Source organism: Micromonospora echinaurantiaca (assembly GCF_900090235.1).
Lineage (GTDB): Bacteria > Actinomycetota > Actinomycetes > Mycobacteriales > Micromonosporaceae > Micromonospora > Micromonospora echinaurantiaca.
In genome coordinates, this window is sequence record NZ_LT607750.1 from 3,397,610 (window position 1) to 3,419,001 (window position 21,392).

Consider the following 21,392-nt stretch of genomic DNA (forward strand, 5'->3'; position numbering starts at 1 on the left):
ATCTCCGCCAGGCCGCCGGTCGCCACTGGCCGGCACCCGTTGGTGGAGTGCCGGCCAGTGGCGGTGGATGTGCTGCTGGCCGACACCCGGTGTGGGTGTCGGCCAGCAGTCCTGCGTGTGTTGGGTTGGGTCAGCTGTTCCAGTGCTCGGCGACGAGGTCGGCGGCCTGCTGCTCCCACTGGGCGTAGTGGAACGGGTAGGCCGACACCTGCACCGTCTGGGCGGCCTTGGTCAGCGGCATGTCCTGCCAGCCGTCGACCTGCTTGAGGCCCTTCAGGAACGCCTTGGTCGAGTACTCGGGGTCGGTGATCTGCTCGACCGTGCCCCAACCGCTGGACGGGCGCTGCTGGAACAGACCCTGCGAGTCGTGGTCGTTGCGCTCACCCAGGTGACCCAGGTTCTCCAGCTTCGACTCCTGCAGCGCGGTAGCGATCGCCACCACGGCGGCCCGCTCGTCCATGTCGGACTTCTTCGTCGCCGCGATGATCGCCTTCACGTTCTCCACCTGCTCACCGTCGAGCTCGATGCGCGACTGCTCACCCTGCACACCATGCGGAACCAGCTTCGCCTTATCGACACCCGGCTTGTCAGCCTGCACCACGGCAACCGGCTTCACCGACTCGACCGACGCGGCCTCGGCGTTCGTGGCGGGGCCGGCGAAGATGCCACCGGCGAAGGCCAGACCAGCAATACCCAGAACGCTCTTACGCATGATCGTGTTCATCACAAAGCTCCTTCGGGGGATGACGCCACCAAACCCAAGGGGGACGGGCCACAGCAGCGCAAGCACCATCAGGCGCTCAAAAGACTCGGGGGGAAGAACTACTCGGCACTCTCGCCGGGGCGGGGGATGCCCTGGCCGGTGCCAGATGCCCGGCAAGACCAGCTGGGCGGGGGTGCCCTGCGCGGTGCCGGACTGTGTGTAACGACCGCCAGCCCACCATCATTCCGGGGCCAGAACCCTCACCCGGCTCTGCCGGGCGGGGTGTTGCTGCGATCGCCGGGGGATGCAACGACCGGCCGCCCGCCACCATTCCACCGGGCCCACGGGCCTCGCGGCCGGCCGGGCCGGCGGCGTGCCCTTGCTCGATCGTCCGCATGATGTAACGCCCCCGACCCGGCCCCGATTCCGCCACCGAGATGCCCCCGGTCACACCCACAAACCCGACAAACACCCCACCAACAGGTCTGACCACCGCTCGGCCGGAGGGCTCGCCGGCGTGACGACACCATGTCGCCGATATGGGGCCATCCCGGACGGGTCGACACCGCCACATCGGCGAAACGACGACAGGGCCCGCACGCTCACGGCGGGCCCGCACGCTCAAGGCCCCGGATGCGCGGAAAGTCCGGATGCCCGAAACCCGGGCTGAGGTTTCATCCAGCGTCACGGAGGGCCCGATGGGATCCCGACGGTGGGTGGGGTCATCAAGGAACGAGCGTGATACCTCAGGGGCATATTGATGACTGGGAGGTATCAACCTCTCGGACAACATGCCCAGCCTCCGACGACACGCCCGAACCGCCCAGCCGCCACCAACCAGCCGCCGAACCGCGCCGGACGGGACGAGCGCACGGGCGTTGACGAGGGCAGCTACGCACGGACCTGGGACCAGACAGAGAGTGCGCCCGGCCACGCGACCACGCGAGCGGTGGACCGCGACGACGGCAGTGCCCGTCGCGACCGCACGAACGGGACCGGACCACGACAACACTGGACTCGCCGTGACCACACCGACGGACCCCGACCACGACGAAGGTGGGGCCACCATGAACGTACGAGCGGAGCTGGACCACGGCGAGGGTGTGGCCCGCCGTGACCGGCGAAGGGATCAAGCCTGACCGCCCGGAGCCGGTCACGGCGGGCCACACCCCAACCGCAACCACCCACCCACCGCAAGCGGACGGCCGCGCCCCGACCCCGCCAACGCACGAACCGACAGCCACGAAGGCACGACTCAGCCCGGCCGCGATTGCCGGTGCAGCCCGACAGCATCAAAGGGCCGTTCAGACGCCCAGGTATCGCAGCACCGCGAGCACCCGCCGGCTGTACCCGGACGTCTGCGACAGGTCGAGCTTGTCGAAGATCGTGTTGATGTGCTTCTCGACGGCGCTCTGCGACACGTGCAACCGCTCGGCGATGGTGGCGTTCGTGTGCCCCTGGGCCATGTGGTGCAGCACGTCCCGTTCGCGGGCCGTCAGCCGGCTCAGCGGATCCGCCGGTTCCGCGCCGGCGAGGACCCGGCGGACCACCTCGGGGTCCAGCGCCGTGGCGCCGGCGGCCACCCGGTCGAGGGCGTCGAGGAAATCGTCGACCTGGGCGACCCGGTCCTTGAGCAGGTAGCCGACGCCCTCCGGGCGGTCGGCCAGCAGCCGCGTCGCGTACCGCCGTTCGACGTACTGGGAGAGCACCAGGACCGCGGTCGCCGGCCAGCGGCGCCGGATCTCCAGCGCCGACCGGAGGCCGTCGTCGGTGTTGGTGGGAGGCATCCGGACGTCGGTGACGACGACGTCGGGTCGGTGCCGTTCGACGGCGGTGACCAGTTCGTCGGCCGAGGCCACCGCGGCCACGACCTCGTGCCCCTCCTCGGCGAGCAGCCGGGCCAGCCCTTCTCGCAGCAACGCCGAGTCTTCCGCCAGCACTATCCGCACGGCAACTCCGCGAGCACCATGGTCGGCCCGCCGGGCGGGCTGTCCACCCGCAGCCGGCCGTCCAGGGCGGCCACCCGGCGGGCCAGGCCGGTCAGGCCGGCCCCGGTGGGGTCGGCGCCGCCAACGCCGTCGTCGTGCACCCGCAGCCGGATGGTCCCCGCCCGGCTCTCGACCTCCACGGTGATCAGCTTAGCCGCGGCGTGTTTCGCGGCGTTGGTGAGCGCCTCGCAGGCCACGAAGTAGAGCACCGTCTCGACCGGACGGTCGGGGCGGGTCGCCAGGTCGTAGCGGATGCGCACCGGAATGTCGGAGCGGTCCGCGACGACGCGGAGCACCTCCCCCAGGTCACCGTCGTCGAGCGCCGACGGGTAGACCCGCCAGGCCACCTCGCGCAACTCGCCGATGGCCCGCTGGGCATCCTGGTGCGCCTGGGCGATCAGCGCGGCGGCGCGTTCGGGGTCGCGGCTGCGCCGGGCCCGGCCGAGCAGCATGCCGAGGGCGACGAGGCGCTGCTGGAGACCGTCGTGCAGATCCCGTTCGATGCGCTGCCGTTCGGCGTCCACGGCGGCGACGACCTCGGCGCGGCTGGTGGTCAGCTCGCGGACCCGCCGTTCCAGTTCGGCCCGGGAGCCGGCGCCGAGCAGTCGGTGGGCGAGCCGGACGTCCAGCGCCGCGATGCTGGCGACGGCCTGGACGTTGACCAGCAGCAGCGCGGCGCCGATGACGACCTGCACCAGGGCGTCGGCGGGTTCGAGCGTGCCGCGCAGCACGGCCCACAGCACGATCACCGCCAGCACCACGCCGACGGCGAACAGCCCGTACGCCAGCGCGCCGAGCGCACCGGGCAGCAGCCGGGCGGCCAGGTAGCCGACGTCGCGCCAGCCCCGGGTCGCCGGCCCGCCCGGGGCCACCCCGGCGGTGAGGAAGCCGGCCAACCGGCGGCGTTCCAGCCGGACCAGCCCGGCGGCGTACCGCAGGATCGCGGCGTGCGCCCGGCGGCGGGCCGGCGGGACGACCGCCGCGACGGCGACCGCGACGGCCGCGACGACCAGGAACAGCAGTTCGCCGACGGCGGTCAGGATCCCGGCGGCGACACCGATCGGCACCCTGGCCACGCGTGGCAGCGCGGATCGGGGCCGCTCCGCGGGATTCACCGAACCCCGTCGTAATCCCAGCCGCTGTGCTGGCTGTCGGTGTAGGAGCTGCGGTAGATGGTGCCCCGCCCGCTCGGGTCGGGCACGCCGGCGGCCGGCGGCGCGGGCGGCGCCGGCGGCGCGACGGGCTCCGCGCCCGCCCGGGCCCGCCGGCGCAGCCGGGAGACGACGAACCAGCCGAAAGCGGCCACGCAGGCGACGATGACGACGTTCTGCAGGGCGCCGACGTACCCCTCGACGAGGTGCCAGTTGTCGCCAAGCAGGTAACCGGCGAGCACGAAGGTGCTGTTCCAGATCAGGCTGCCCAGCGTGGTGTAGACGACGAACGTCCAGACCGGCATCCGCTCCACGCCGGCGGGGATGGAGATCAGGCTGCGGAAGATCGGGATCATCCGCCCGAAGAAGACCGCCTTGACGCCGTGCTTCAGGAACCACTCCTCGGTCCGGTCGACGTCGCTGAGCTTGACCAGCGGTAGCCGTTCCGCGATGGCCCGGACCCGCTCCCGGCCCAGCGCGGCGCCGATCCAGTAGAGCGCGAGCGCGCCGAGCACCGAACCGAGGGTGGTCCAGAAGATCGCGCTGACCACGCTCATCCGGCCCTGACCGGCGACGAAGCCCGCCAGCGGCAGGATCACCTCGCTCGGGATCGGCGGGAACAGGTTCTCCAGGGCGACGGCCAGGCCGGCGCCCGGGCCGCCGAGCCGTTCCACCAGACCGGTGACGTAGCCGACCAGGCCGTCCTGGGGTGGTTCGGCCTGACCGGTGGCGGCGAGCAGGGCGTGCGGCGCGCTACGAATCATGGCCCACACGCTACGAACTGTTCCTGGGAGCCGGCCATGGGGCCGGCCGTCGATCCCGGCGGGGCGGTCCGCACCGGCCGGGGTGCGGAAAACCACAGGGTCGGCGCCTATCCTGCGGGTCCGCCGTGGAGAGGAGCCGCCATGCGTACGCCGTTGCGCATCGTCGTCGCGCAGCCGCCCTGTGTGGCGTACGACGTCGGGGTGAACGCGGCGACGCACGCCGCGACGGTGCGCGCGGCGGACGCCCGGGTGGTGGTCTTCCCCGAGCTCTCGCTGACCGGCTACCTGCTGGACGCCCCGCCGGTGGACGTCGACGACCCCCGGCTCGGGCCGCTGGTCGAGGCGTGCGCCGACACCGGCACGCTGGCTCTGGCGGGCGCCCCGGTACGCGGTGAGCACATCGCCATGCTGGCCGTGGACGGCACCGGGTCGCGGGTGGCGTACCGGAAGATGTGGCCCGGTGGGGCGGAGGGCGAGCGCTTCTCCCCCGGCCCGGCGCCGGCGGTGCTGGCGGTGGACGGCTGGCGGCTGGGGCTGGCGATCTGCCGGGACACCGGGATCGCTGAGCACGCGGCGCGGACCGTGGCGCTCGGCGTCGACGTCTACGTCGCGGGTGTCCTGGAGCACGCCCGGGACGCGGCCGTCACGCCCGAGCGGGCAGTCCGGATCGCCGCCACGCACCGGGTGCACGTGGCGGTGGCCAGCTTCGCGGGGTCGACGGGTGGCGGGTACGCCGAGGCGGCCGGCGGGTCGGCGATCTGGGCGCCGGACGGCACGGTGCTCGCGTGGGCCGGCGACGCGCCGGGCGAGACGGCCGGCGCGACCCTCGGCTGAGTCCGCACCTGGAGGGATGCCGGTCACCCGTGCCGGGCCGCCCGGGCCGCGACCGTCCGGGCCGTCTCGTGGTGCGCGGCGGCCCGCTCAGGGTGGCCCAGGGCGGCGGCGAGATCGCCGAGGTGTCGGGCCACCGGGCCGAGGCTGAGCACGCCGCTGCCCGCCCCGGCCAGCTCGCCGGCGGCGGGGAGCAGTTCGGCGTAGGCGTACCGCATGGTGGCCTGGTCGTCGAGGGCGAGCGCGGCGCGGGCGGCGAGGCAGAGCCGGGCCTCGCGGAGCAGGTCGTGCGGCGACTCGGGCAGGGCACGCAGCGCCTCGGCGGCCTCGTCGCGGCGGCCGGCCCGGAGCAGCACCAGCGGCCGGGCCCACGGCTGGTACGGCCCGAAGTCCCAGCCCGCCCAGTCGTCCGGGTCCCCTGGTCCGCCCGCTCCGGCGGCCGGCCGACCCGCCTCGTCGTCCGGCCCGGTCAGCCGCAGGCAGAGCAGCGCCAGGGCGAGCAGCCCCTGCTCCATGCCGGGCATCCCGCTGCCGGCGAGGCGGGCCTGGGCGGCGCGGTACCGGGCCTCCGCGGCGGCCGGTTGCCCGTCGACGGCCAGCCGCAGGGCCGCGTACCAGTCGGTGAAGACACCCACCAGCGGCAGGTCGTACCGCTCGGCGAGGCGGTCGGCGGCGTCGGCGTGGGCGTCCGCGGCGGCCAGGTCGGCGAGCGCGCAGTGGGCCTGGAGCAGGACGAGGTGACCGAGGACCTCGAAGCTCACCAGCTCGTGCCGGGCGGCCAGGTCGACCAGTTCGGCGCCGATCCGGGCGCGTTCGGCCGCGAGGCCGGTGCGGGCGAAGGTGTGCAGGTAGCGGGCGTTCAGCGCGACCGCCAGCAGCCCCGGGTCCGCCAGCCGCCGGGCGATGGCCTCCGCCTCGCCGGCCGCCTGCAGGCCCCGGTCCGTGGTGGTGCCGCGCAACTCCAGGGCGAGGGTGCTCAGCAGCCGGCTGCGCCGTTCCGGCCCGATTCCGCCGGGTGCGGCCAGCGCCCCCTCGGCGGCCCGGACCAGTTGCCGGGAGAGCTGCTCGTCGTCGTTGCGGGTCCAGCTGGCCGGCACGTCGTACGCGGTCAGCAGGCCGGTGGTCAGGTCGGGGTCGTCGAGCCCGGCGGCGGTGGCGAGCGCACCGGACCGGAGCCGGCGGGCCTCGGCGAGGTGACCGGTGACGGCGAGCGCCCGGCCCAGCCCCATCACGGCCGCCAGCCGCCCGCGTACGTCGGCGCCGCCCGCCCGGTCGTGGGCGGCGACCGCCTGCCGCCACAGCCGGGCCGCCTCGTGCGGGCTGAACCGGCGTTCGGCCTGCTCGGCGGCGGCCCGGGCGTAGCGCGCGGCGCGCGGCGCGGTGGCTCGGCCGGCGGCGTGGGTGAAGTGGTGCGCCAGGGTGGCGACGTCCTCCGGGTGCAGCCGTTCGACGGCCTCACCGGCGGCGGCGTGCCATCCGGCGCGGCGCGGCGCTGACAGGTCGCGGTAGAGCGTGTCCCGCACCAGGATGTGGGTGAACCGCAGCTGCCCGTCGGCGCCGTGTTCGGTGAGGAAACCGGCGTTCAGGGCGTGTTCCAGCGCGTCGAGCACGGTCGCCGGGTCACCGTTCAGCGCGGTCAGCACCTCCGGGTCGACGTCGCGGCCGAGGACGGCGGCCTGGCGCAGCACTGTCTGCGCGGCGTCCGGCAGCCGGCCCAGCCGGTGCCGGATGACGTCCCGCACCCCGGCGGGCACCTCACGCAGCGCCGCGTCACCCTCGGCGGCGAGCAGCCGCGCCAGTTCCCGGACGAAGAACGGGTTCCCGCCGCTGCGCTGGTGGATCAGGTGCACCACGGCCGGGTCGAGGTCCGGCCCGGCCACCGCGCGGGTCAGCTCGCCGGTCGCCGGCTCGGCGAGCCCGCCCAGGTAGACCCGGACCGGCTCGGTACGGGCGACCCGGGCCAGCGCCGCGGTCAGCTCGGGACCGATCTCGGCCGCCCGGTAGGTGCCGACGACCAGCACCGGCCCGGTGACCGGTTCGGGCTCACCGACCAGGGCGGTCAGCAGGTCCAGGGTGTCCGGATCGGCCCGGTGCAGGTCGTCGACGACCAGCAGCACCGGCGCCCGGGCGGCGGCCGCGGTCACCAGCGCGGCGACGGCCCGGTGCAGCCGGAACCGGCGCGCCGCCGGGTCCTCGACCCGGTCCGGACCGGGCTCCGGGACGCCACCCGCCGAAGGTGGACCGCCGGCCGGTGGGGTCGCCGGTCCGCCGGGCCCGGTCGGCGCCGGTCCGGGCACGGTCGTCCCCCGTGCGCCGGGCCCGGTCGGCGGCGGACCCGACATGGTGGTCGCCGGTCCGCCGGGCAGGGTCCGCGCCGGCTCGGGAGATCCGGCGGCTGCCGTGAGGGCGTCGGTGAGCTGGGTCCACGGTCCGGCGACGGGGGCGCCCTCGTACTCGGGGCTGCGGCCCCACGCGGTCGTCCAGCCGGCGGCCGACAGGTGGCGGGCGAGCGCGTCGGCGAGCGCTGTCTTGCCGGCGCCGGCGTCGCCGGAGACCAGCGCCAGCGCGGGCCGGCCCCGCTGGACGACCCGCTCGGCTGCCTGCCGCAGCCGGCCAAGTTCAGCACCCCGACCGACGAACGGCCGCCGGTCCGCCGGCTCCGTGACCGCCGGCGCCCGCCCCGCGACCTGCTCCGGGCCGCCGACCGGCGTCCGCCCCTCAGCCGGCCCCGGCCCGCCGACCGGTCCCGGCCCGCCGACCGGCCCCGGCCCACCGACCGGCCCCGGCCCACCGACCGGCCCCGGCCCACCGACCGGCCCCGGCCCACCGACCGGCCCTGGACCACCGGCCGGGGCCGGCTGGTGGGTGGGCGGGGCGGTGGGCGGTTCCGGCGGGTTCAGGTGCGGAGCCTGGGCGAGGATGTCCGCCTCAAGCTGCCGCAGCCGCGGGCCCGGGTCCACCCCGAGCTCGGTGACCAGGGTGTCGCGGGCCTGGCGCAGCGCGGCCAGCGCCTCGCCCTGGCGGCCGGACCGGTAGCGGGCCAGCGCCAGCAGCATCCAGGCGTCCTCGCGAAGCGGGTGCGCCTCGGCGTGGGTCCGCAGCTCGGTGGCGGCCTCGGCGGCCCGGCCCAGTGCCAGCAGCGCCTCGGCCCGGCGCTCCACCGCCAGTGTCCGCAGCTCGTCCAGGCGATTGATCTCCGCGCGGGCCCAGCCCTCGCCGGCGAACTCGGCGTACGCGGGGCCGCGCCACAGGGCGAGCGCGTCCGTCAGGCGGTCCAGCGCCGTACCGGCCTGGCCGGCGGCGAGCAGCCGGCCGGACTCGGCGACCGCGTCCTCGAACCGCCAGGCGTCGACCGCGTCCGGCGCGGCCCGCAGCGCGTAGCCGGGCGGGGCGGTGACCAGCATCCGGGCGGGTTGGCGGGGCCGCCGGTCGGGCTCCAGGGCCCGGCGCAGATCGGCGACGAACGTGCGGATCGCCGCCACCGCACCGTCGGAGGGCTCCGCCCAGAGATCACCGACGAGCCGCTCGACCGGCACCACCCGGCCCCGGGCGATCAGCAGCCGGGCCAGCACCGCACGCTGGCGGGGCCCCTTCAGCGGGACGGGGCCACCGGCGTCGACGGCGCGCACCGGCCCGAGCACGCCGAAGGCCACCCCGTCCGTCGCCGCCCCCGTCATGGCACCCAATCTAGGCGGGCGCCCGTGGCGAGGTGACCGCCCTGGTCGGCGGACGCGGCACTCATCCGCTGCTCATCCACCGCTGATTCCCACCGGTCACGCTCGACGGGTCCGACCGCCGGCGGCCCGCCGGCGACACCACACCTGACATCTAGGCAGGCCCATCGTGAACCAGAGGATCCGCGGATTCGACTACCGCCGGGTAACCGTCGCCGACGGCGTGGCGCTCAACGTGGCCGTCGGTGGCTCCGGCAGCCCGATCGTGCTGCTGCACGGCTTCCCGCAGACCCACCTCATGTGGCGGCACGTCGCCGCCGACCTCGCCGCCGACCACACCGTGATCTGCCCCGACCTGCGGGGCTACGGCGACAGCGACAAGCCCACCGACCCCGACGGGACCGGGTACTCCAAGCGGACGATGGCCGCCGACGTCGTCGCGCTGGCCCGGGCCCTGGGCCACGAGCGCTTCGCCCTGGCCGGGCACGACCGGGGTGCCCTGGTCGCCATCCGCGCCGGTCTCGACCACCCGGCCACGGTCACCCACCTCGCCTCGCTCGACGTGCTGCCCACCCTGGACATGTGGGAGGTGATGCGGGGCACCAGCGCCGCCGTCGGCTTCCACCTCTACCTGATGGCCCAGCCGCCCGGCCTGCCCGAGCAGCTGATCGGCGCCAGCCCGGACGCCTTCTTCGGCCACTTCCTCGACATCTGGACACGGGATCCGGAGGCCATCCCGTCGGAGGTGCGGGACGCGTACCTGGCGGCGTCCCGCGCGGCGGTTCCCTCGATCGTCGCCGACTACCGGGCGTCGGCCGGCATCGACGTGGCACACGACAAGGTCGACCGGGCGGCCGGCAACCGGCTGCGGATGCCGGTGACCGTGCTCCAGCAGGACTGGGGCGCGGCGCTGGGCTTCGACGCCGCCGGGCTGTGGCGGGCGTGGGCGGCGGACCTGGAGCACCGCACCGTCTCCTGCGGGCACTTCATGGCCGAGGAGGCCCCCGCCGAGGTCGTCGCCGCGCTGCGGGCCCTGCTGGCCCGGTAGCCGGCGCGGGGGGCGGGTGTCGCGGCGAGCCGGCCCGGCGCGGGGCGGGTGTCGCCGCGAGGCGGCCCGGCGCGGGGCGGGTGTCGCGGGGAACCGGCGCCGGCGCGGGGCGGGTGTCGCGGCGAGCCGGCCCGCGGGGCGGCAGCGGCGACGCCGCCCGGTTACGGTGGCGGCGTGAGCGCGTCACCTCCCCTCGCCTCCGGCCGTGACGCCGATGTCTATCCGCTCGGCGACGGGCGGGTGCTGCGCCGCTACCGGCGCGGTGGTGACGTCCGGGACGAGGCGGCGGTGATGACGTACCTGCACCGGCTCGGCTATCCGGTGCCCGAGGTGTACCAGGCGGACGGGCCGGACCTGGTCATGCGCCGACTGACGGGTCCGACCCTCGCCGCGGCGGCCGCCACGGGCAGCACCGACGTCCGGTCCGCCGGCCGGATCCTGGCCGACCTGCTGCACCGGTTGCACGCGCTGCCCGCGCGGCGGTCCATCGACCCGGCGGACCGGGTCCTGCACCTCGACCTGCACCCGGAGAACGTCATGCTGACCCCGGACGGCCCGGTGGTCGTCGACTGGCGGAACACCGCCGAGGGGCCGCCCGGGTTGGACCTGGCCGTCACCGCGTTGATCGTCGGTGAGGTCGCCACCGACCCGGCCCACGACCTGACCGGGCCGGCCCGGGGCCTGCTCGGCGCGTACCTGGCCGAGGTCGGGCCGCTGGATCTGCTGGCGGAGGCGGTCGCCGTCCGGGCGCGGCTCGGCCCGTACGGCGCCGACCGGGTGGCCGAGGCGGCTGCCCTGGTCCGGGCCGGGGCGACCGGATGACCGGGCGGCTGGCCCAGCTCTGGCGGTACCCGGTCAAGTCGATGCTGGGCGAGCGGCTGACCGCGGCCGAGGTGACCGCGACGGGTGTGGCCGGCGACCGGGGGCTCGCCCCGGTGCACCGGGAGACCGGCCGGGTGGCCAGCGCGAAGCACCCGCGACACTGGCGGGGCCTGCTCACCCTCCGGGCGTCCGGCGCCGCGCCCGGGCCGGTCCGGATCATCCTCCCCGACGGGCGGACGGTGTCGAGCGTGGACGCCGAGGTGGACGAGGTGCTGTCCCGGGTGCTCGGCGCGCCGGTGACGCTGACCGGCACGCCACCCGACGGGGCGGTGCTGGACCGGGCCCGGCCGGAGGCGGTGCTGGACGCCGGCGTCACCGCGGACGTGCCGGTGGACCTGAGCCCGCTCGGCACCGCCGCGCCGGGGACGTTCTTCGACTTCGCCCCGATCCACCTGGTCACCACCGCGACCCTGCGCCGGCTGGCCGCCGAGACCGCCGAACCCCGAGGCGGCGCCACCGGCCGGGACGGCGGCGAAGGGTCGGGCGACGGCTTCGAGCCGGTGCGCTACCGGCCGAACCTGGTGATCGACGTCCCGGCGGACGGGTTTGTGGAGAACGAGTGGGTGGGTCGGGAGCTGCGGATCGGTGACGCGCTGGTGCTGCGGGTGCTGGCGGCCACGCCGCGCTGCGCGGTGCCGACCCTGGCGCACGGCGAGTTGCCCCGTCAGGTGACGGCGCTGCGGGCTCCGGCGCGGCTCAACCGGGTCGCGCCCCTGCCCCAGCTCGACCCGCAGCCCTGCGTCGGTGCGTACGCGCTGGTGGTGCGGGCCGGGCGGGTTGCGCAGGGGGCGCTGGTCGAGGTCGGCTGAGCGGGTTCAGTCGTTGTCCTCGTCGTCGCCGGGCACCCCGGTGACCCGGTCGAGCAGGTCGTTCAGGCGGTCCGCGGCGTCCGGCGAGATCCGCTCCCGCTCCTCCGCCTCGGCGATGCGCTCGCGCAGGTCCTCGATCCGCTTGGCGCGGTCCTTCGGCTTGCCCCGGGCCAGGTCGACGAGCTTGTCCCGCAGTTCCTCGACGGTCCGCCGGTCGATCTCGCCCCGGGCCTGGAGCTGGGCGAGCAGCGCGGCGAACTCGGCGGCCAGTTGCCGGAACCCGACCGGCTGCGCTCCGTTGCTGGTCGACGGTGGGGCGCTGCTCGGCTCCGGCGCGGGCTCGCTGCTGGTGGGCGGTGCGGCCGGGGCGGTGGCGGACGGACCGGCCGTGCTGGGCGCGGTGCCGTCGCCGTCGGCGAGCACGAGCACCCCGACCAGGCCGAGCAGCAGCGCCAGGCCGGCCGCGACCAGCCCGGTCAGCGCCCGGTTCGACCGGTCGGGAGCCCGCTGCGGCCCCGTCGGGCCCGGCGTCGCGCCCGCGGCGGGCCGGGGGTACGCCAGGGACCGCTCGACCAGGGTGGGCGGGTGCCCGGCCGGCGGGCGGGCGGCGCCGGCGGGAACGGTCGGCAGGATGGCGGTGGGCGGGTCGGCCGGCTGGCCGGTGGCGAACCGGTTGGCCAGTTGCACCGCGGTGGGGCGGCGGGCCGGGTCGGCGGCGAGGCAGGCCAGGGTCAGCTCGGCGATGTCGGCGGGCAGGCCGGGGATCCGCAGCGGTGGCACCGGCGTGTGCCGGGCGTGCACCTCCATCGCGTCCTCCCAGGTCTGCACGGGCAGCGGGGCCCGACCGGTGAGGGTGCGGTAGAGCAGCGCGCCGAGGGCGTAGACGTCGCTGGCCGGGTCCGGCGCGCCGGAGGTCATCCGCTCCGGCGCGAAGTACGCCGGCGTGCCCATCAGCAGCTCGCCGGTCTGCCCGGCGCGCGGGCCGGCGAGGGCGGCGATGCCGAAGTCGAGCACCTTGGCGCCGGTGTCGGTGAGCATCACGTTGCCCGGCTTGATGTCACGGTGCACCACGCCGATGCGGTGGGCGGCGGTGAGCGCGGCGGCGACCTGGCCGGCCATCCGCACCGCGTCGGGCCAGGCGAGCGGGCCGGCGGTGAGGCGGTCGGCGAGGTTGCGCCCCTCGACCAGCTCCATCACGAGGTACGGCACCACCGTGCCGCCGGCCAGGGTCGCCTCGCCGTAGTCGTACACCTGGGTGACGTGCGGGTGGGTGAGCCGGGCGGCGGCGCGGGCCTCGCGCTGGATGGTGGCCCGCAGCTGCGGGTCGGCCGCCAGTTCGCCGGCGAGCGCCTTCACCGCGACGGGGCGCCCGAGCACGTCGTCGTCGGCGCGCCACACCTCGGACATCCCGCCGAGCCCGATGCGCTCGCGCAGGACGTACCGGTCGTGCAGCCGGAGGCTGGGAGTGAACGGCGACATAGGCGTCCAGTCTGCCTGGCCCGCCGGACCGGCCACCAGCCGCGGTGCCCGGTCCGGCCTCGGGCGTGCCGGATCGTGCCGGTACGTCCGGTGTCGCGGGTGGCGGCCGCCACCCGCAGCCGGGCTACGAGCAGCGCGGAGGTGCCGGCAGCGGAGCCGGCTGGATCCGGTCGGCGAGCCGGCGCAGGGCGGCGGCGGTGGCCCGCCGGGTGGGTGCGAGCCGGACGGCCCGGGGCCGCTCGGGTTGGACCGGCGCGTCCGGCCGGGCCGAGTTGACGTGTCGGGTCACCGCGTCGATGGCGAAGATGTAGCCGGTGGGCTGTTCCATGGTCAACTCCTCGGGACAGGTCCGGTGGTCGACCGGACGACGAGTGCGGTGGGCAGCAGGACGTGCCCCGCGGTGGGCTCAGCGGGCGGGTCGAGCAGCAGTTCGGCGGCGATGCGCCCCTTCTCCTCGGCCGGCTGGCGGACGGTGGTGAGGCCGACCTCGGCGGCCTCGGCGATGTCGTCGAAGCCGGTCACCGAGACCGGTGGTCGGTCGGCGTCGCGGTGGGCGGCGAGCGCGTCGAGCACGCCCAGCGCCAGCACGTCGGAGCAGGCCAGCACGGCGGTCGGGGGGTCGGCCGCGGCGAGCGTGTCGGTCACCGCCGCGGCGGCGGCCGCCCGGCTGTTGTCGGCGGCGCTGAGCACGGTCAGCGCGGACCAGTCGACGCCGACCTCGGCGAAGGCGTCGGCGAACCCGGCGAGCCGGCCGCGGGTGGTGGGTTGCGGTGCGTCGTCCGGCCCGGCGAGCCGCAGCGGGCCGGGCGTCGCACCCGGCAGCACGCCGTCGCCGAGCAGCGCCACCCGCCGGTGGCCGAGCCCGGCCACGTGGGCGGCGATCGACCGGGCCGCGGCGCGCTCGTCGATGCCGACGTACCGGTCGGTGGGGCCGGCGTCCGGGCGGGGCACGGTGGTGACAATCGGCAGGCCCCGCTCGCGGAGCACGTCGACCACCCAGCCCTCGTCGCCCACGCAGTAGACGCAGAACCCGTCGACCGCGGCGTTCTCCACCGCCCGCCGGGCGGCCGCCTCGTCCGGCGGCACCGGCACGAGCAGCAGGCTGGTGCCGTGCCGCTCGGCCGCGGCGGCGACGCCGGCCAGGAAGCGGACCGCGAACGGGTCGGTGAAGGCGTACGACAGCTCCGGCTCGAAGAGCACGCCGATCGCGCCGACGTAGCCGCGCCGCAGCGACCGCGCGGTGGGGTTGGGGCCGGGGTAGCCGATCCGCTGGGCGGTTTCCAGGATCCGCCGGCGCAGCTCCGCGGAGAGCTGGTCGGGACGGCTGTAGGCGTTGGAGACGGTGCTGCGGGAGACGCCGACGGCGTCCGCCACGGCCTGCAGGGTCGGCTTCACCGGCACCCCCTTCTGGATCGATTCAGTCTGGATCGATTCAGAGACTAGCCGGACGACGCACATCGGTCAATGCGAAAGCGAGAAAGCGCCGGCCGGGCTGGCGGGGCGGCGGTCAGGGCTTGCGGGCGACCGCTCCGTACATGCTGACCTCGGCGGCCGACGGGCGGGGCCGCGGCTCGGCCTCGGCCCGCCACTCGGCGACCGAGGTGAGGCCGGGCTCGGCCAGTTCGAGGCCGGCGAAGAAGCGGGCCACCTCGGCCCGGCTGCGCAGGGCGATCAGGCCGTGCGGGCCGCCGCCCCGCCCGGCCGCCTTCGCCTCCGCGGCCACCTCGGGCGGCAGGTGGTCGGCGGTGGCGTGCGACGCGGCCAGGTAACTGCCCGCGGGCAGGGCGTCGAGCAGCCGGCCGACCAGGCCCCCCGGGTCGTCGGAGTCCGGGACGAAGTGCAGGATCGCCACCAGCATCAGCCCGACCGGTCGGGACAGGTCGATGGTGCGCCGCAGGTCGGGGTGGGCCAGGATCCGCTCCGGGTCTCGGAGGTCCGCGTCGAGGTACGCGGTGGCTCCCTCGGCCGAGCTGGTGAGCAGCGCCCGGGCGTGGGCGAGCACGATCGGGTCGTTGTCGACGTAGACCACCCGGGACTCGGGCGCGATGGCCTGGGCGACCTCGTGGGTGTTGTCGGCGGTCGGGATGCCGGTGCCGATGTCGAGGAACTGGCGGATGCCCGCCTCGCGCGCGAGGTGGCCGACGGCGCGCTGGAGGAAGCGGCGGTTCTCCAGCGCGGTGGTGCGGATGGTCGGGAAGGCCGCCGCGATGGCGTCACCGGAGTCCCGGTCGGCCTGGAAGTTGTCCTTGCCGCCGAGCCAGTAGTTGTAGCGGCGGGCCGGGTGGGCCACCGAGATGTCGATGCGGTCGCCGGGTTTGTTCACTGCGGATACAGCTCGTCGCGGATCCGGGCGAGCAGCTCCGGCGTCCGCTCCGGCGGCTCGGCCTCGACGCAGAGCCGTTCCATCGCCACCGCGTAGTAGTCGAGGTCGTCGCGCTTGTCGAGGTAGAGCGCGCTGGTGAGCTGCTCGATGTAGACGATGTCGGGCAGGTCCTGGTCGCCGAAGCGCAGGATGCTGAAGGCGCCCCCGGCCGCGGCGTGGCCACCGGCGGTGAACGGGACGACCTGCAACCGGATGTTCGGCGCCGACGTCGCCTCGATCAGCGCGGTCAGCTGCTCGCGCATCACCGCCGGCCCGCCGATCGGCCGGCGCAGCGCGGCCTCGTCGACCACCGCCCAGAGCTGGGGCGGCCGCGGGCGGCGCAGCAGCTGCTGGCGGCGCATCCGCAGGTCGACCCGGCGGTCGACCTCCGCGGCGTCGGCGCGGGGGTGGCCGAGCAGCACCACGGCCCGGGCGTACGCCGGAGTCTGCAACAGGCCGGGTACGAACTGCACCTCGTAGGTACGGATCAGCGCGGCGGCCGCCTCCAGCCCGAGGTAGGACTGGAACCAGCTGGGCAGCACGTCGCCGTACCGGTGCCACCAGCCCGGGCTGTTGGCGTCCCGGGCGAGCTTGAGCAGCGGCTCCCGCTCCTCGGCCGCGGTGACCCCGTAGAGGGTGAGCAGGTCGGCGACGTCGCGCTCCTTGAACCCGACCCGGCCCAGCTCCATCCGGCTGATCTTGGATTCGGAGGCCCGGATCTCCCAGCCGGCGCCCTCCCGGGTCACCCCGCTGGCCTCCCGCAGCCGCCGCAACTGGGCGCCGAGCAGCATCCGCAGCACGGTCGGGCCGGTCGCCGGACCGCCCTCTGCGGAAACCATGGTCATGTGCCGCCCTCCGCACCCCGACCGGACGCCCCCGCCCGGCCGACGTGTAAGCATGCCATGAACCCTGAGTGAGGTGAACTCCTCCGAAGCGGTGGATCCGGTCCGGTCGACGGGACGGCCGGTCAGCCGATGAGGTGGTCGAAGTCGCCGTCCCGGGCGCCGAGCACGAAGGCGGCGATTTCGTCCACTGTGTAGATCAGTGCCGGCCCCTCGGGGTGCCGGGAGTTGCGCACCGCGATGCCGGCCCCTTCGGGCAGCTGGGCCAACTCGACGCAGTTGCCGCTGGGGTTGCTCCGCCGGCTCTTCTGCCAGGTGAGCGGGGGCAGCTGGTTGATCGGAACGCCGTTGGGTGGCTGCTGCATCAAGCGGTGTCTTTCTCTCTGGGAGCCCACGAGGCCGGCCGGGGGTTGCCATGGCGGTCGACGAAGGGCTTCCTGCACGTGCATCTGCTCTTGCATCTGCATCGGACGGCGAGCATGATAACGCACGTGAATGGTGCTCAGCTGTTCACGCTGAGTTACTCCGAGCCGGGTGCTGGCCCGGCCGGATGCAGCCGTCCGGCCGCTCGCCGGAGGCGGTGCGGCGATGGGAGGGTTCGTGCCGGATCCGATGTCCGTGGCGTCCGGCATCTGCGCCGCTGGCGCGCTCCTCACCTCCTGGCAGCTGCGGCAGCGGGCGCTGCGCGCAGAGGCCGAGATCGAGCACCTCCAGGCCGAGTTGGCGGCTGAACGGCACGCGGCCAGCCACGACCCGCTCACCGGCCTGCCCAACCGCCGCGCCTTCTACCGGCTGGCCGCCACCCTGCTCACCCGGGCGGACGGCCGGACGCTGATCGCGGTCGTCGTCGACCTGGACGACTTCAAGCAGGTCAACGACCGCTTCGGGCACGCCGCCGGCGACCAGGTGCTGATCATCGTCGCCGAGCGGTTGACCGCGTTCGCCGGCGACAACCTGGTGGCCCGGCTCGGCGGCGACGAGTTCGCCGGCCTGCTGGCCAGTCCGACCGTCGACCGGCGGTGGATCGACCACGCCACCCGGCGGCTCGGCGAGACGCTCGGCGCGCCCATCCCGCTCGGCGGGCGCAGCGTACGGGTCACCGCGTCGGTCGGGCTTGCCCCGGTCGCCGGCCCGGCGCAGCTCACCGAGGCGCTCGGTCGGGCCGACGCCGCCATGTACCGGGCGAAGAGCCTCGGCACCGGCCGGCCACCCCGGCAGCTGGTGGACAGCCCCCGCCTCGCCGAGTGCTGACGACGACCGACGGCAGGCGGCGGCCGTCGGGGCGGATCAGTCCAACGAACGGGCCAACGAACGGGCAAGTTCGTCAGCCAGGTCGTCCGTCGCCTCGAAGTGGAGGAAGGTCCACACGTCCGGCTGGGCGTCCGACACCGACGTGGAGACGTCTTGCCGGCTGATCCGCGTGACGCCGAGCCCCGCGATCCTGAGATCCGCGTCGTCGCGCAGGCTCTCGCGATTCGAGTCCCTCGAAGCATGGACCGAGCCGGTCAGGCTCGCCCGACACTTGCTCGAGGACGACCCTGACCCCCACTCCGGCCGGTCCTCGGGGATCATGGCGGCCATGACCTCACCAGCACCCGACAGGAACCGGCCGATCGGTGAGCGGCATGTCAAGGTCTGGTTCCGGTTCACCCCCCGCGAAGGGTGGCTTCCCTATGACCGGGAGGGACTGTGGGGCGTGACCGTCGGCCCCGACACCGCCCGCATCTGCAATGTCCCGTTCCTGCAGGACGGCGTGGCCGAAGGCGACGTCGTGCGCTTCCTGACAGACGCCCATGGAGCTCATTGGGCGGCGGAGCGAGTCGAGCCCTCGGGCAATTGCACGGTCAGGGTCCTCCCGGTCCCCACCGGCCCACTCGGGCGAAGCGCGCAGGCCGTGCACGATCGGCTGGCGCCTTTCGGCCTGGGCGGCGAGACGTTCAGCCCGGAGCTGCCGCTCGTCGCGCTCACGGTGCCCGCCGACGCGGACCTTCCGGCGATCAAGGCGACCCTGCTCCGTGGCCAGGCGGAGGGCTGGTGGCATTTCGAGGCCGCGTGCGTGACCGACGCATGGCGAGCGGCCTGACCTGCCCGTCCTGGTCGCACACCTGCGGCTGCGTCTGCGGCACCGGGCTCACCTGGCCTCCGGCGGCCGGCCCAGCTTGCGCAGGGCGGCGCGGGCCAGGGTGACCAGGCCGTCCGGTGAGATCAACCCCCGCACGATGTCCAGCGCCTGCTGCCGCTCCCCCTCGGCCCGCGCCACGTCGAGCACCTGCCCGGCCCAGTCGCCCAGGTCGTCCAGCGCACGGACGGTGAGGAACCAGGCCAGCCGGGCCGGATCGGGCTCGGTGGGGCCGTAGCCGACGCGGAACGCGGCCTGCTGCGCCGCGGTGACCGGGGCGAAGGCCAGCACCCCGCCGAAGACGAACATCAGGTCGCACTCGGGCGGGGCGAGCACGGCGTCGTCCCAGTCGATCAGCCAGATCCGCCCGGCCGGACCGAGCAGCAGGTTGCCCAGGTGCGGGTCACCGTGGCAGACCACGGCCCGCCCCGGCCGGTCGCGCAGCTCGGCGCCGAGCGGCTCCACCGCGGCGGTCAGCTCGGCCACCGGGCCGGCGGCGGTCGACCAGATCCGGGCCAGCTCGTCGGCGAGCCGGTCACCCGGCCGGTGCCGGCACAACCGTTCGTCGACCGCGCGCAGGGTGGCGAGCACCGCCGGGTGGGTGCCGCCGCCGGGCGGCAGCAGGCCGGCCAGCTCGTCGGTCACCTCCGCCGCGTGCACCCGGGCCAGCACCTGGCCGTACGACCGCCAGTGGGCGTCGGTCATCGCACCGCCGAGCGCCCGGTCGTCGGAGACCCAGGGCAGGACGGAGAGGCGGCGGCCGTCCCGGACGGTCCACGCTCGACCGTCGGGGCCGGGCAGCGGTGCGGGGATTCCCGGCACGCCCTGGCCGGCGAGGTGCGCCGACACGATCAGCCCGGCCGGCGTGCCGCCGCCGCTCAGCTTGACCGCGTACCGGCCGCCGTCGGCGGACTCGGCCCGCCAGAGCAGGGCGCGCCGGTCGGCGCCGAGGTCGACCGGCTCGGTGACGGTGAGGCGCACCCCGAAATCGTGGTGCACCCAGTCGGTCAGCGGCAGCGGGTCGTCGGCCATCGGCACACCCTGCCAGCGGTGGCGCGGACGGGCGTACCGAATTTCCGTGCCGTGCGGCGCCGCGGCCGGTGCCGGCCGCGGCGCCACTCCGGTTCAGGCCAGGGTCTTCAGGTACTCCGCGAGCGCGTTGTAGGACTCGGCGGCGCCCTGCTCCATGCCGGAGCTGACCATGCCGTCGCGCTCCTCCTTGGTGTCGAAGCGGGTGGTCCCGGTGACCACGGTCCGGCCGTCCTGCTCGGTGAAGACCAGCGTCTCCACCGCGACGTGCCCCGGCATGCCCTCGTACTCGAAGGTCTGCACGATCCGCTCCGGCGCCTCGATCTCGCGGAACTCGCCGCGGAAGCCGTAGGAGTTGCCGTCCTGGGCGTGCTCCACGAAGCGGTAGCGGCCGCCCACCCGGAAGTCGATCTCGACGTCGAGCGGGTTGCCCCGTCCCCACCAGCGCTTCAGGTGCTCCGCCTGGGTGTGCGCGGCGAAGACCAGGTCGCGCGGGGCGTCGAAGGCGCGGGTGAGGGTGATCTCGTGGTCGGTGGGAAGCTCCACGACCAGGTCACTGAGCTGACTCATCGCTGTTCTCCTTCAGTTCTCGCAGGTAGCTGTCCAACGTGTCGTAACGGTCGTCCCAGAGCCGGCGGTACTGGTCGACCCACTCGGCGAGCGTGCGCAGCGGCGCCGGGTCCAGGCGGCAGCGGCGCCACTGCGCCTCCCGGGTGCGAACGATCAACCCGGCCCGCTCCAGCACGTTGAGGTGCTTGGAGATGGCCTGGACGCTCACCGGGAACGGCTCCGCCAACTCGTTGACGGTCGCCTCGCCGGCCGCCAGCCGGGCCAGGATGGCCCGCCGGGTCGGGTCCGCGAGGGCGGCGAAGACGGTGCTGACCGGATCTGCTGACATCATCACTCTCAACCAACTGGTTTATAAACCGATAGGTTGAGCATACTCGCCGACACGCCGGTGTCAAGGCGGTTCGGGAAAACTCGCCGGGGAGATTCGAAGTGTTCCACGCCGGCCGTCGGGTATGTCGCTCTCAACCCGCCCCCGACTGAAGGACCCCACGTGGCGATCCGGGCCCTGCTGCTCAACTGCACGCTGAAGCGGTCACCCGCGCCGTCGAGTTCCGACCTGCTCGGGCGCGAGGTGCTCGCCGCCCTCGCCGAGCAGGGCGTCGAGGGCGAAGTGGTCCGCGTCGTCGACCACGACGTGCGGTTCGGGGTCTCCACCGACGAGGGCGACGGCGACGGGTGGCCGGCGCTACGGGCCAAGCTGCTGGCGGCGCAGATCCTCATCATCGCCACGCCGATCTGGCTCGGCCAGCCGTCCAGCGTGTGCAAGATGGTGCTCGAACGGCTCGACGCGGAACTGTCCGAAACCGACGCCGAGGGCCGCCTGTGCACGTACGGGAAGGTCGCCGGCGTGGCGGTGGTCGGCAATGAGGACGGCGCGCACCACACCATCGGCCAGGTGCAGCAGGCGCTCAACGAGGTCGGGTTCACCTGCCCCGCCGCGGGCGCCACCTACTGGGTCGGCGAGGCGCTGCACAAGCTCGACTACCGCGACGCCGGCCCGAAGCCGGACACCACCGGCCGCACCACCAAGGCGCTCGCGCTCAACGCCGCGCACCTGGCCCGGCTGCTGGCCGAGCAGCCGTACCCGCCACCGGAGACGAATAACGCCGGGGTCGGCCCCAGCCGGGAGCCCGCCTGACCA

The 21,392-nt window shown here is 75.1% G+C and carries 22 protein-coding genes; 7 read left to right on the plus strand and 15 right to left on the minus strand.

Going from position 1 to position 21,392, the window contains the following annotated elements; all coding sequences use genetic code 11:
* Positions 1–130: 130 nt before the first annotated feature.
* The 4 genes from GA0070609_RS15390 to GA0070609_RS15405 all read right to left on the minus strand — a co-directional run bounded on the left by GA0070609_RS15390 (position 131) and on the right by GA0070609_RS15405 (position 4,606).
* A complete protein-coding gene (locus GA0070609_RS15390) occupies positions 131–724 on the minus strand; it encodes a hypothetical protein (protein ID WP_088994448.1) in 594 nt (197 codons plus the stop codon).
* Positions 725–2,007: 1,283 nt separating this feature from the next.
* Positions 2,008–2,652 carry a response regulator gene (locus GA0070609_RS15395; RefSeq protein WP_088994449.1) on the minus strand — a complete coding sequence of 215 codons (645 nt, stop codon included), beginning with the start codon at positions 2,650–2,652 and terminating at the stop codon, positions 2,008–2,010.
* The gene (locus GA0070609_RS15400) at positions 2,643–3,767 is read right to left on the minus strand and encodes a sensor histidine kinase (protein WP_231928789.1); all 1,125 of its coding nucleotides are present in this window, start codon (positions 3,765–3,767) and stop codon (positions 2,643–2,645) included. The genes GA0070609_RS15395 and GA0070609_RS15400 overlap by 10 nt, the downstream gene beginning before the upstream one ends.
* A 35-nt stretch (positions 3,768–3,802) precedes the next feature.
* On the minus strand, positions 3,803–4,606 hold the full coding sequence (locus GA0070609_RS15405; RefSeq protein ID WP_088997752.1) for a DedA family protein: 804 nt from the start codon (positions 4,604–4,606) through the stop codon (positions 3,803–3,805).
* Positions 4,607–4,747: 141 nt separating this feature from the next.
* Between GA0070609_RS15405 and GA0070609_RS15410 the strand changes: the two genes are divergently transcribed.
* Positions 4,748–5,440, plus strand: a complete 693-nt coding sequence (locus GA0070609_RS15410; RefSeq protein ID WP_088994451.1) for a carbon-nitrogen hydrolase family protein — start codon at positions 4,748–4,750, stop codon at positions 5,438–5,440.
* Positions 5,441–5,463: 23 nt separating this feature from the next.
* Here GA0070609_RS15410 and GA0070609_RS15415 read toward each other — a convergent pair whose 3' ends face one another.
* Entirely contained in the window at positions 5,464–9,114 is a 3,651-nt protein-coding gene (locus GA0070609_RS15415) for a BTAD domain-containing putative transcriptional regulator (protein WP_088994452.1), read from the minus strand.
* 166 nt (positions 9,115–9,280) lie between these two features.
* Here GA0070609_RS15415 and GA0070609_RS15420 point away from each other — a divergent pair, with 166 nt between their 5' ends.
* From GA0070609_RS15420 to GA0070609_RS15430, 3 genes are all read left to right on the plus strand, one after another.
* On the plus strand, positions 9,281–10,159 hold the full coding sequence (locus GA0070609_RS15420; RefSeq protein WP_088994453.1) for an alpha/beta fold hydrolase: 879 nt from the start codon (positions 9,281–9,283) through the stop codon (positions 10,157–10,159).
* A gap of 174 nt (positions 10,160–10,333) precedes the next feature.
* On the plus strand, positions 10,334–10,981 hold the full coding sequence (locus GA0070609_RS15425) for a phosphotransferase (RefSeq protein WP_088994454.1): 648 nt from the start codon (positions 10,334–10,336) through the stop codon (positions 10,979–10,981).
* Positions 10,978–11,850 carry an MOSC domain-containing protein gene (locus tag GA0070609_RS15430; protein WP_088994455.1) on the plus strand — a complete coding sequence of 291 codons (873 nt, stop codon included), beginning with the start codon at positions 10,978–10,980 and terminating at the stop codon, positions 11,848–11,850. The genes GA0070609_RS15425 and GA0070609_RS15430 overlap by 4 nt, the downstream gene beginning before the upstream one ends.
* 6 nt (positions 11,851–11,856) lie before the next feature.
* Here the strand turns inward: GA0070609_RS15430 and GA0070609_RS34900 are convergent, their stop codons facing one another.
* The 6 genes from GA0070609_RS34900 to GA0070609_RS15460 form a co-directional block, all read right to left on the minus strand.
* Positions 11,857–13,329, minus strand: a complete 1,473-nt coding sequence (locus GA0070609_RS34900; protein ID WP_088994456.1) for a serine/threonine-protein kinase — start codon at positions 13,327–13,329, stop codon at positions 11,857–11,859.
* A 124-nt stretch (positions 13,330–13,453) separates the two neighbouring features.
* On the minus strand, positions 13,454–13,657 hold the full coding sequence (locus GA0070609_RS15440; protein ID WP_088994457.1) for a hypothetical protein: 204 nt from the start codon (positions 13,655–13,657) through the stop codon (positions 13,454–13,456).
* Between the two features lie 2 nt (positions 13,658–13,659).
* Positions 13,660–14,724: a LacI family DNA-binding transcriptional regulator gene (locus tag GA0070609_RS15445; RefSeq protein ID WP_088997753.1), complete on the minus strand. Its 1,065-nt coding sequence runs from the start codon at positions 14,722–14,724 to the stop codon at positions 13,660–13,662.
* A 112-nt stretch (positions 14,725–14,836) separates the two neighbouring features.
* Positions 14,837–15,652: an SAM-dependent methyltransferase gene (locus GA0070609_RS15450; protein WP_088994458.1), complete on the minus strand. Its 816-nt coding sequence runs from the start codon at positions 15,650–15,652 to the stop codon at positions 14,837–14,839.
* Positions 15,649–16,536 (minus strand): helix-turn-helix domain-containing protein, encoded by an 888-nt coding sequence (locus GA0070609_RS15455; RefSeq protein WP_088994459.1) that lies wholly within the window; start codon positions 16,534–16,536, stop codon positions 15,649–15,651. The genes GA0070609_RS15450 and GA0070609_RS15455 overlap by 4 nt, the downstream gene beginning before the upstream one ends.
* A 122-nt stretch (positions 16,537–16,658) precedes the next feature.
* A complete protein-coding gene (locus GA0070609_RS15460; protein ID WP_088994460.1) occupies positions 16,659–16,898 on the minus strand; it encodes a DUF397 domain-containing protein in 240 nt (79 codons plus the stop codon).
* A gap of 235 nt (positions 16,899–17,133) precedes the next feature.
* Here GA0070609_RS15460 and GA0070609_RS15465 point away from each other — a divergent pair, with 235 nt between their 5' ends.
* Complete coding sequence (locus GA0070609_RS15465) at positions 17,134–17,784, plus strand: GGDEF domain-containing protein (RefSeq protein WP_088997754.1); 651 nt, start codon at positions 17,134–17,136, stop codon at positions 17,782–17,784.
* A 36-nt stretch (positions 17,785–17,820) separates the two neighbouring features.
* Here the strand turns inward: GA0070609_RS15465 and GA0070609_RS15470 are convergent, their stop codons facing one another.
* On the minus strand, positions 17,821–18,114 hold the full coding sequence (locus tag GA0070609_RS15470; RefSeq protein WP_088994461.1) for a hypothetical protein: 294 nt from the start codon (positions 18,112–18,114) through the stop codon (positions 17,821–17,823).
* Here GA0070609_RS15470 and GA0070609_RS15475 point away from each other — a divergent pair.
* The gene (locus tag GA0070609_RS15475; protein ID WP_088997755.1) at positions 18,113–18,616 is read left to right on the plus strand and encodes a DUF4265 domain-containing protein; all 504 of its coding nucleotides are present in this window, start codon (positions 18,113–18,115) and stop codon (positions 18,614–18,616) included. The two genes, GA0070609_RS15470 and GA0070609_RS15475, sit on opposite strands and share 2 nt — an antisense overlap.
* A 48-nt stretch (positions 18,617–18,664) precedes the next feature.
* Here GA0070609_RS15475 and GA0070609_RS15480 read toward each other — a convergent pair whose 3' ends face one another.
* The 3 genes from GA0070609_RS15480 to GA0070609_RS15490 form a co-directional block, all read right to left on the minus strand.
* A complete protein-coding gene (locus GA0070609_RS15480) occupies positions 18,665–19,684 on the minus strand; it encodes a phosphotransferase enzyme family protein (RefSeq protein WP_088997756.1) in 1,020 nt (339 codons plus the stop codon).
* Between the two features lie 93 nt (positions 19,685–19,777).
* A complete protein-coding gene (locus tag GA0070609_RS15485; RefSeq protein WP_088994462.1) occupies positions 19,778–20,251 on the minus strand; it encodes an SRPBCC family protein in 474 nt (157 codons plus the stop codon).
* Positions 20,235–20,579 carry an ArsR/SmtB family transcription factor gene (locus tag GA0070609_RS15490; RefSeq protein WP_088994463.1) on the minus strand — a complete coding sequence of 115 codons (345 nt, stop codon included), beginning with the start codon at positions 20,577–20,579 and terminating at the stop codon, positions 20,235–20,237. Before GA0070609_RS15490 ends, GA0070609_RS15485 begins: the two co-directional genes overlap by 17 nt.
* A 162-nt stretch (positions 20,580–20,741) precedes the next feature.
* On the opposite strand from GA0070609_RS15490, the gene GA0070609_RS15495 reads away from it, so the two are divergent.
* The gene (locus GA0070609_RS15495; protein WP_231928791.1) at positions 20,742–21,389 is read left to right on the plus strand and encodes a flavodoxin family protein; all 648 of its coding nucleotides are present in this window, start codon (positions 20,742–20,744) and stop codon (positions 21,387–21,389) included.
* The last annotated feature ends 3 nt before the right edge of the window (positions 21,390–21,392 follow it).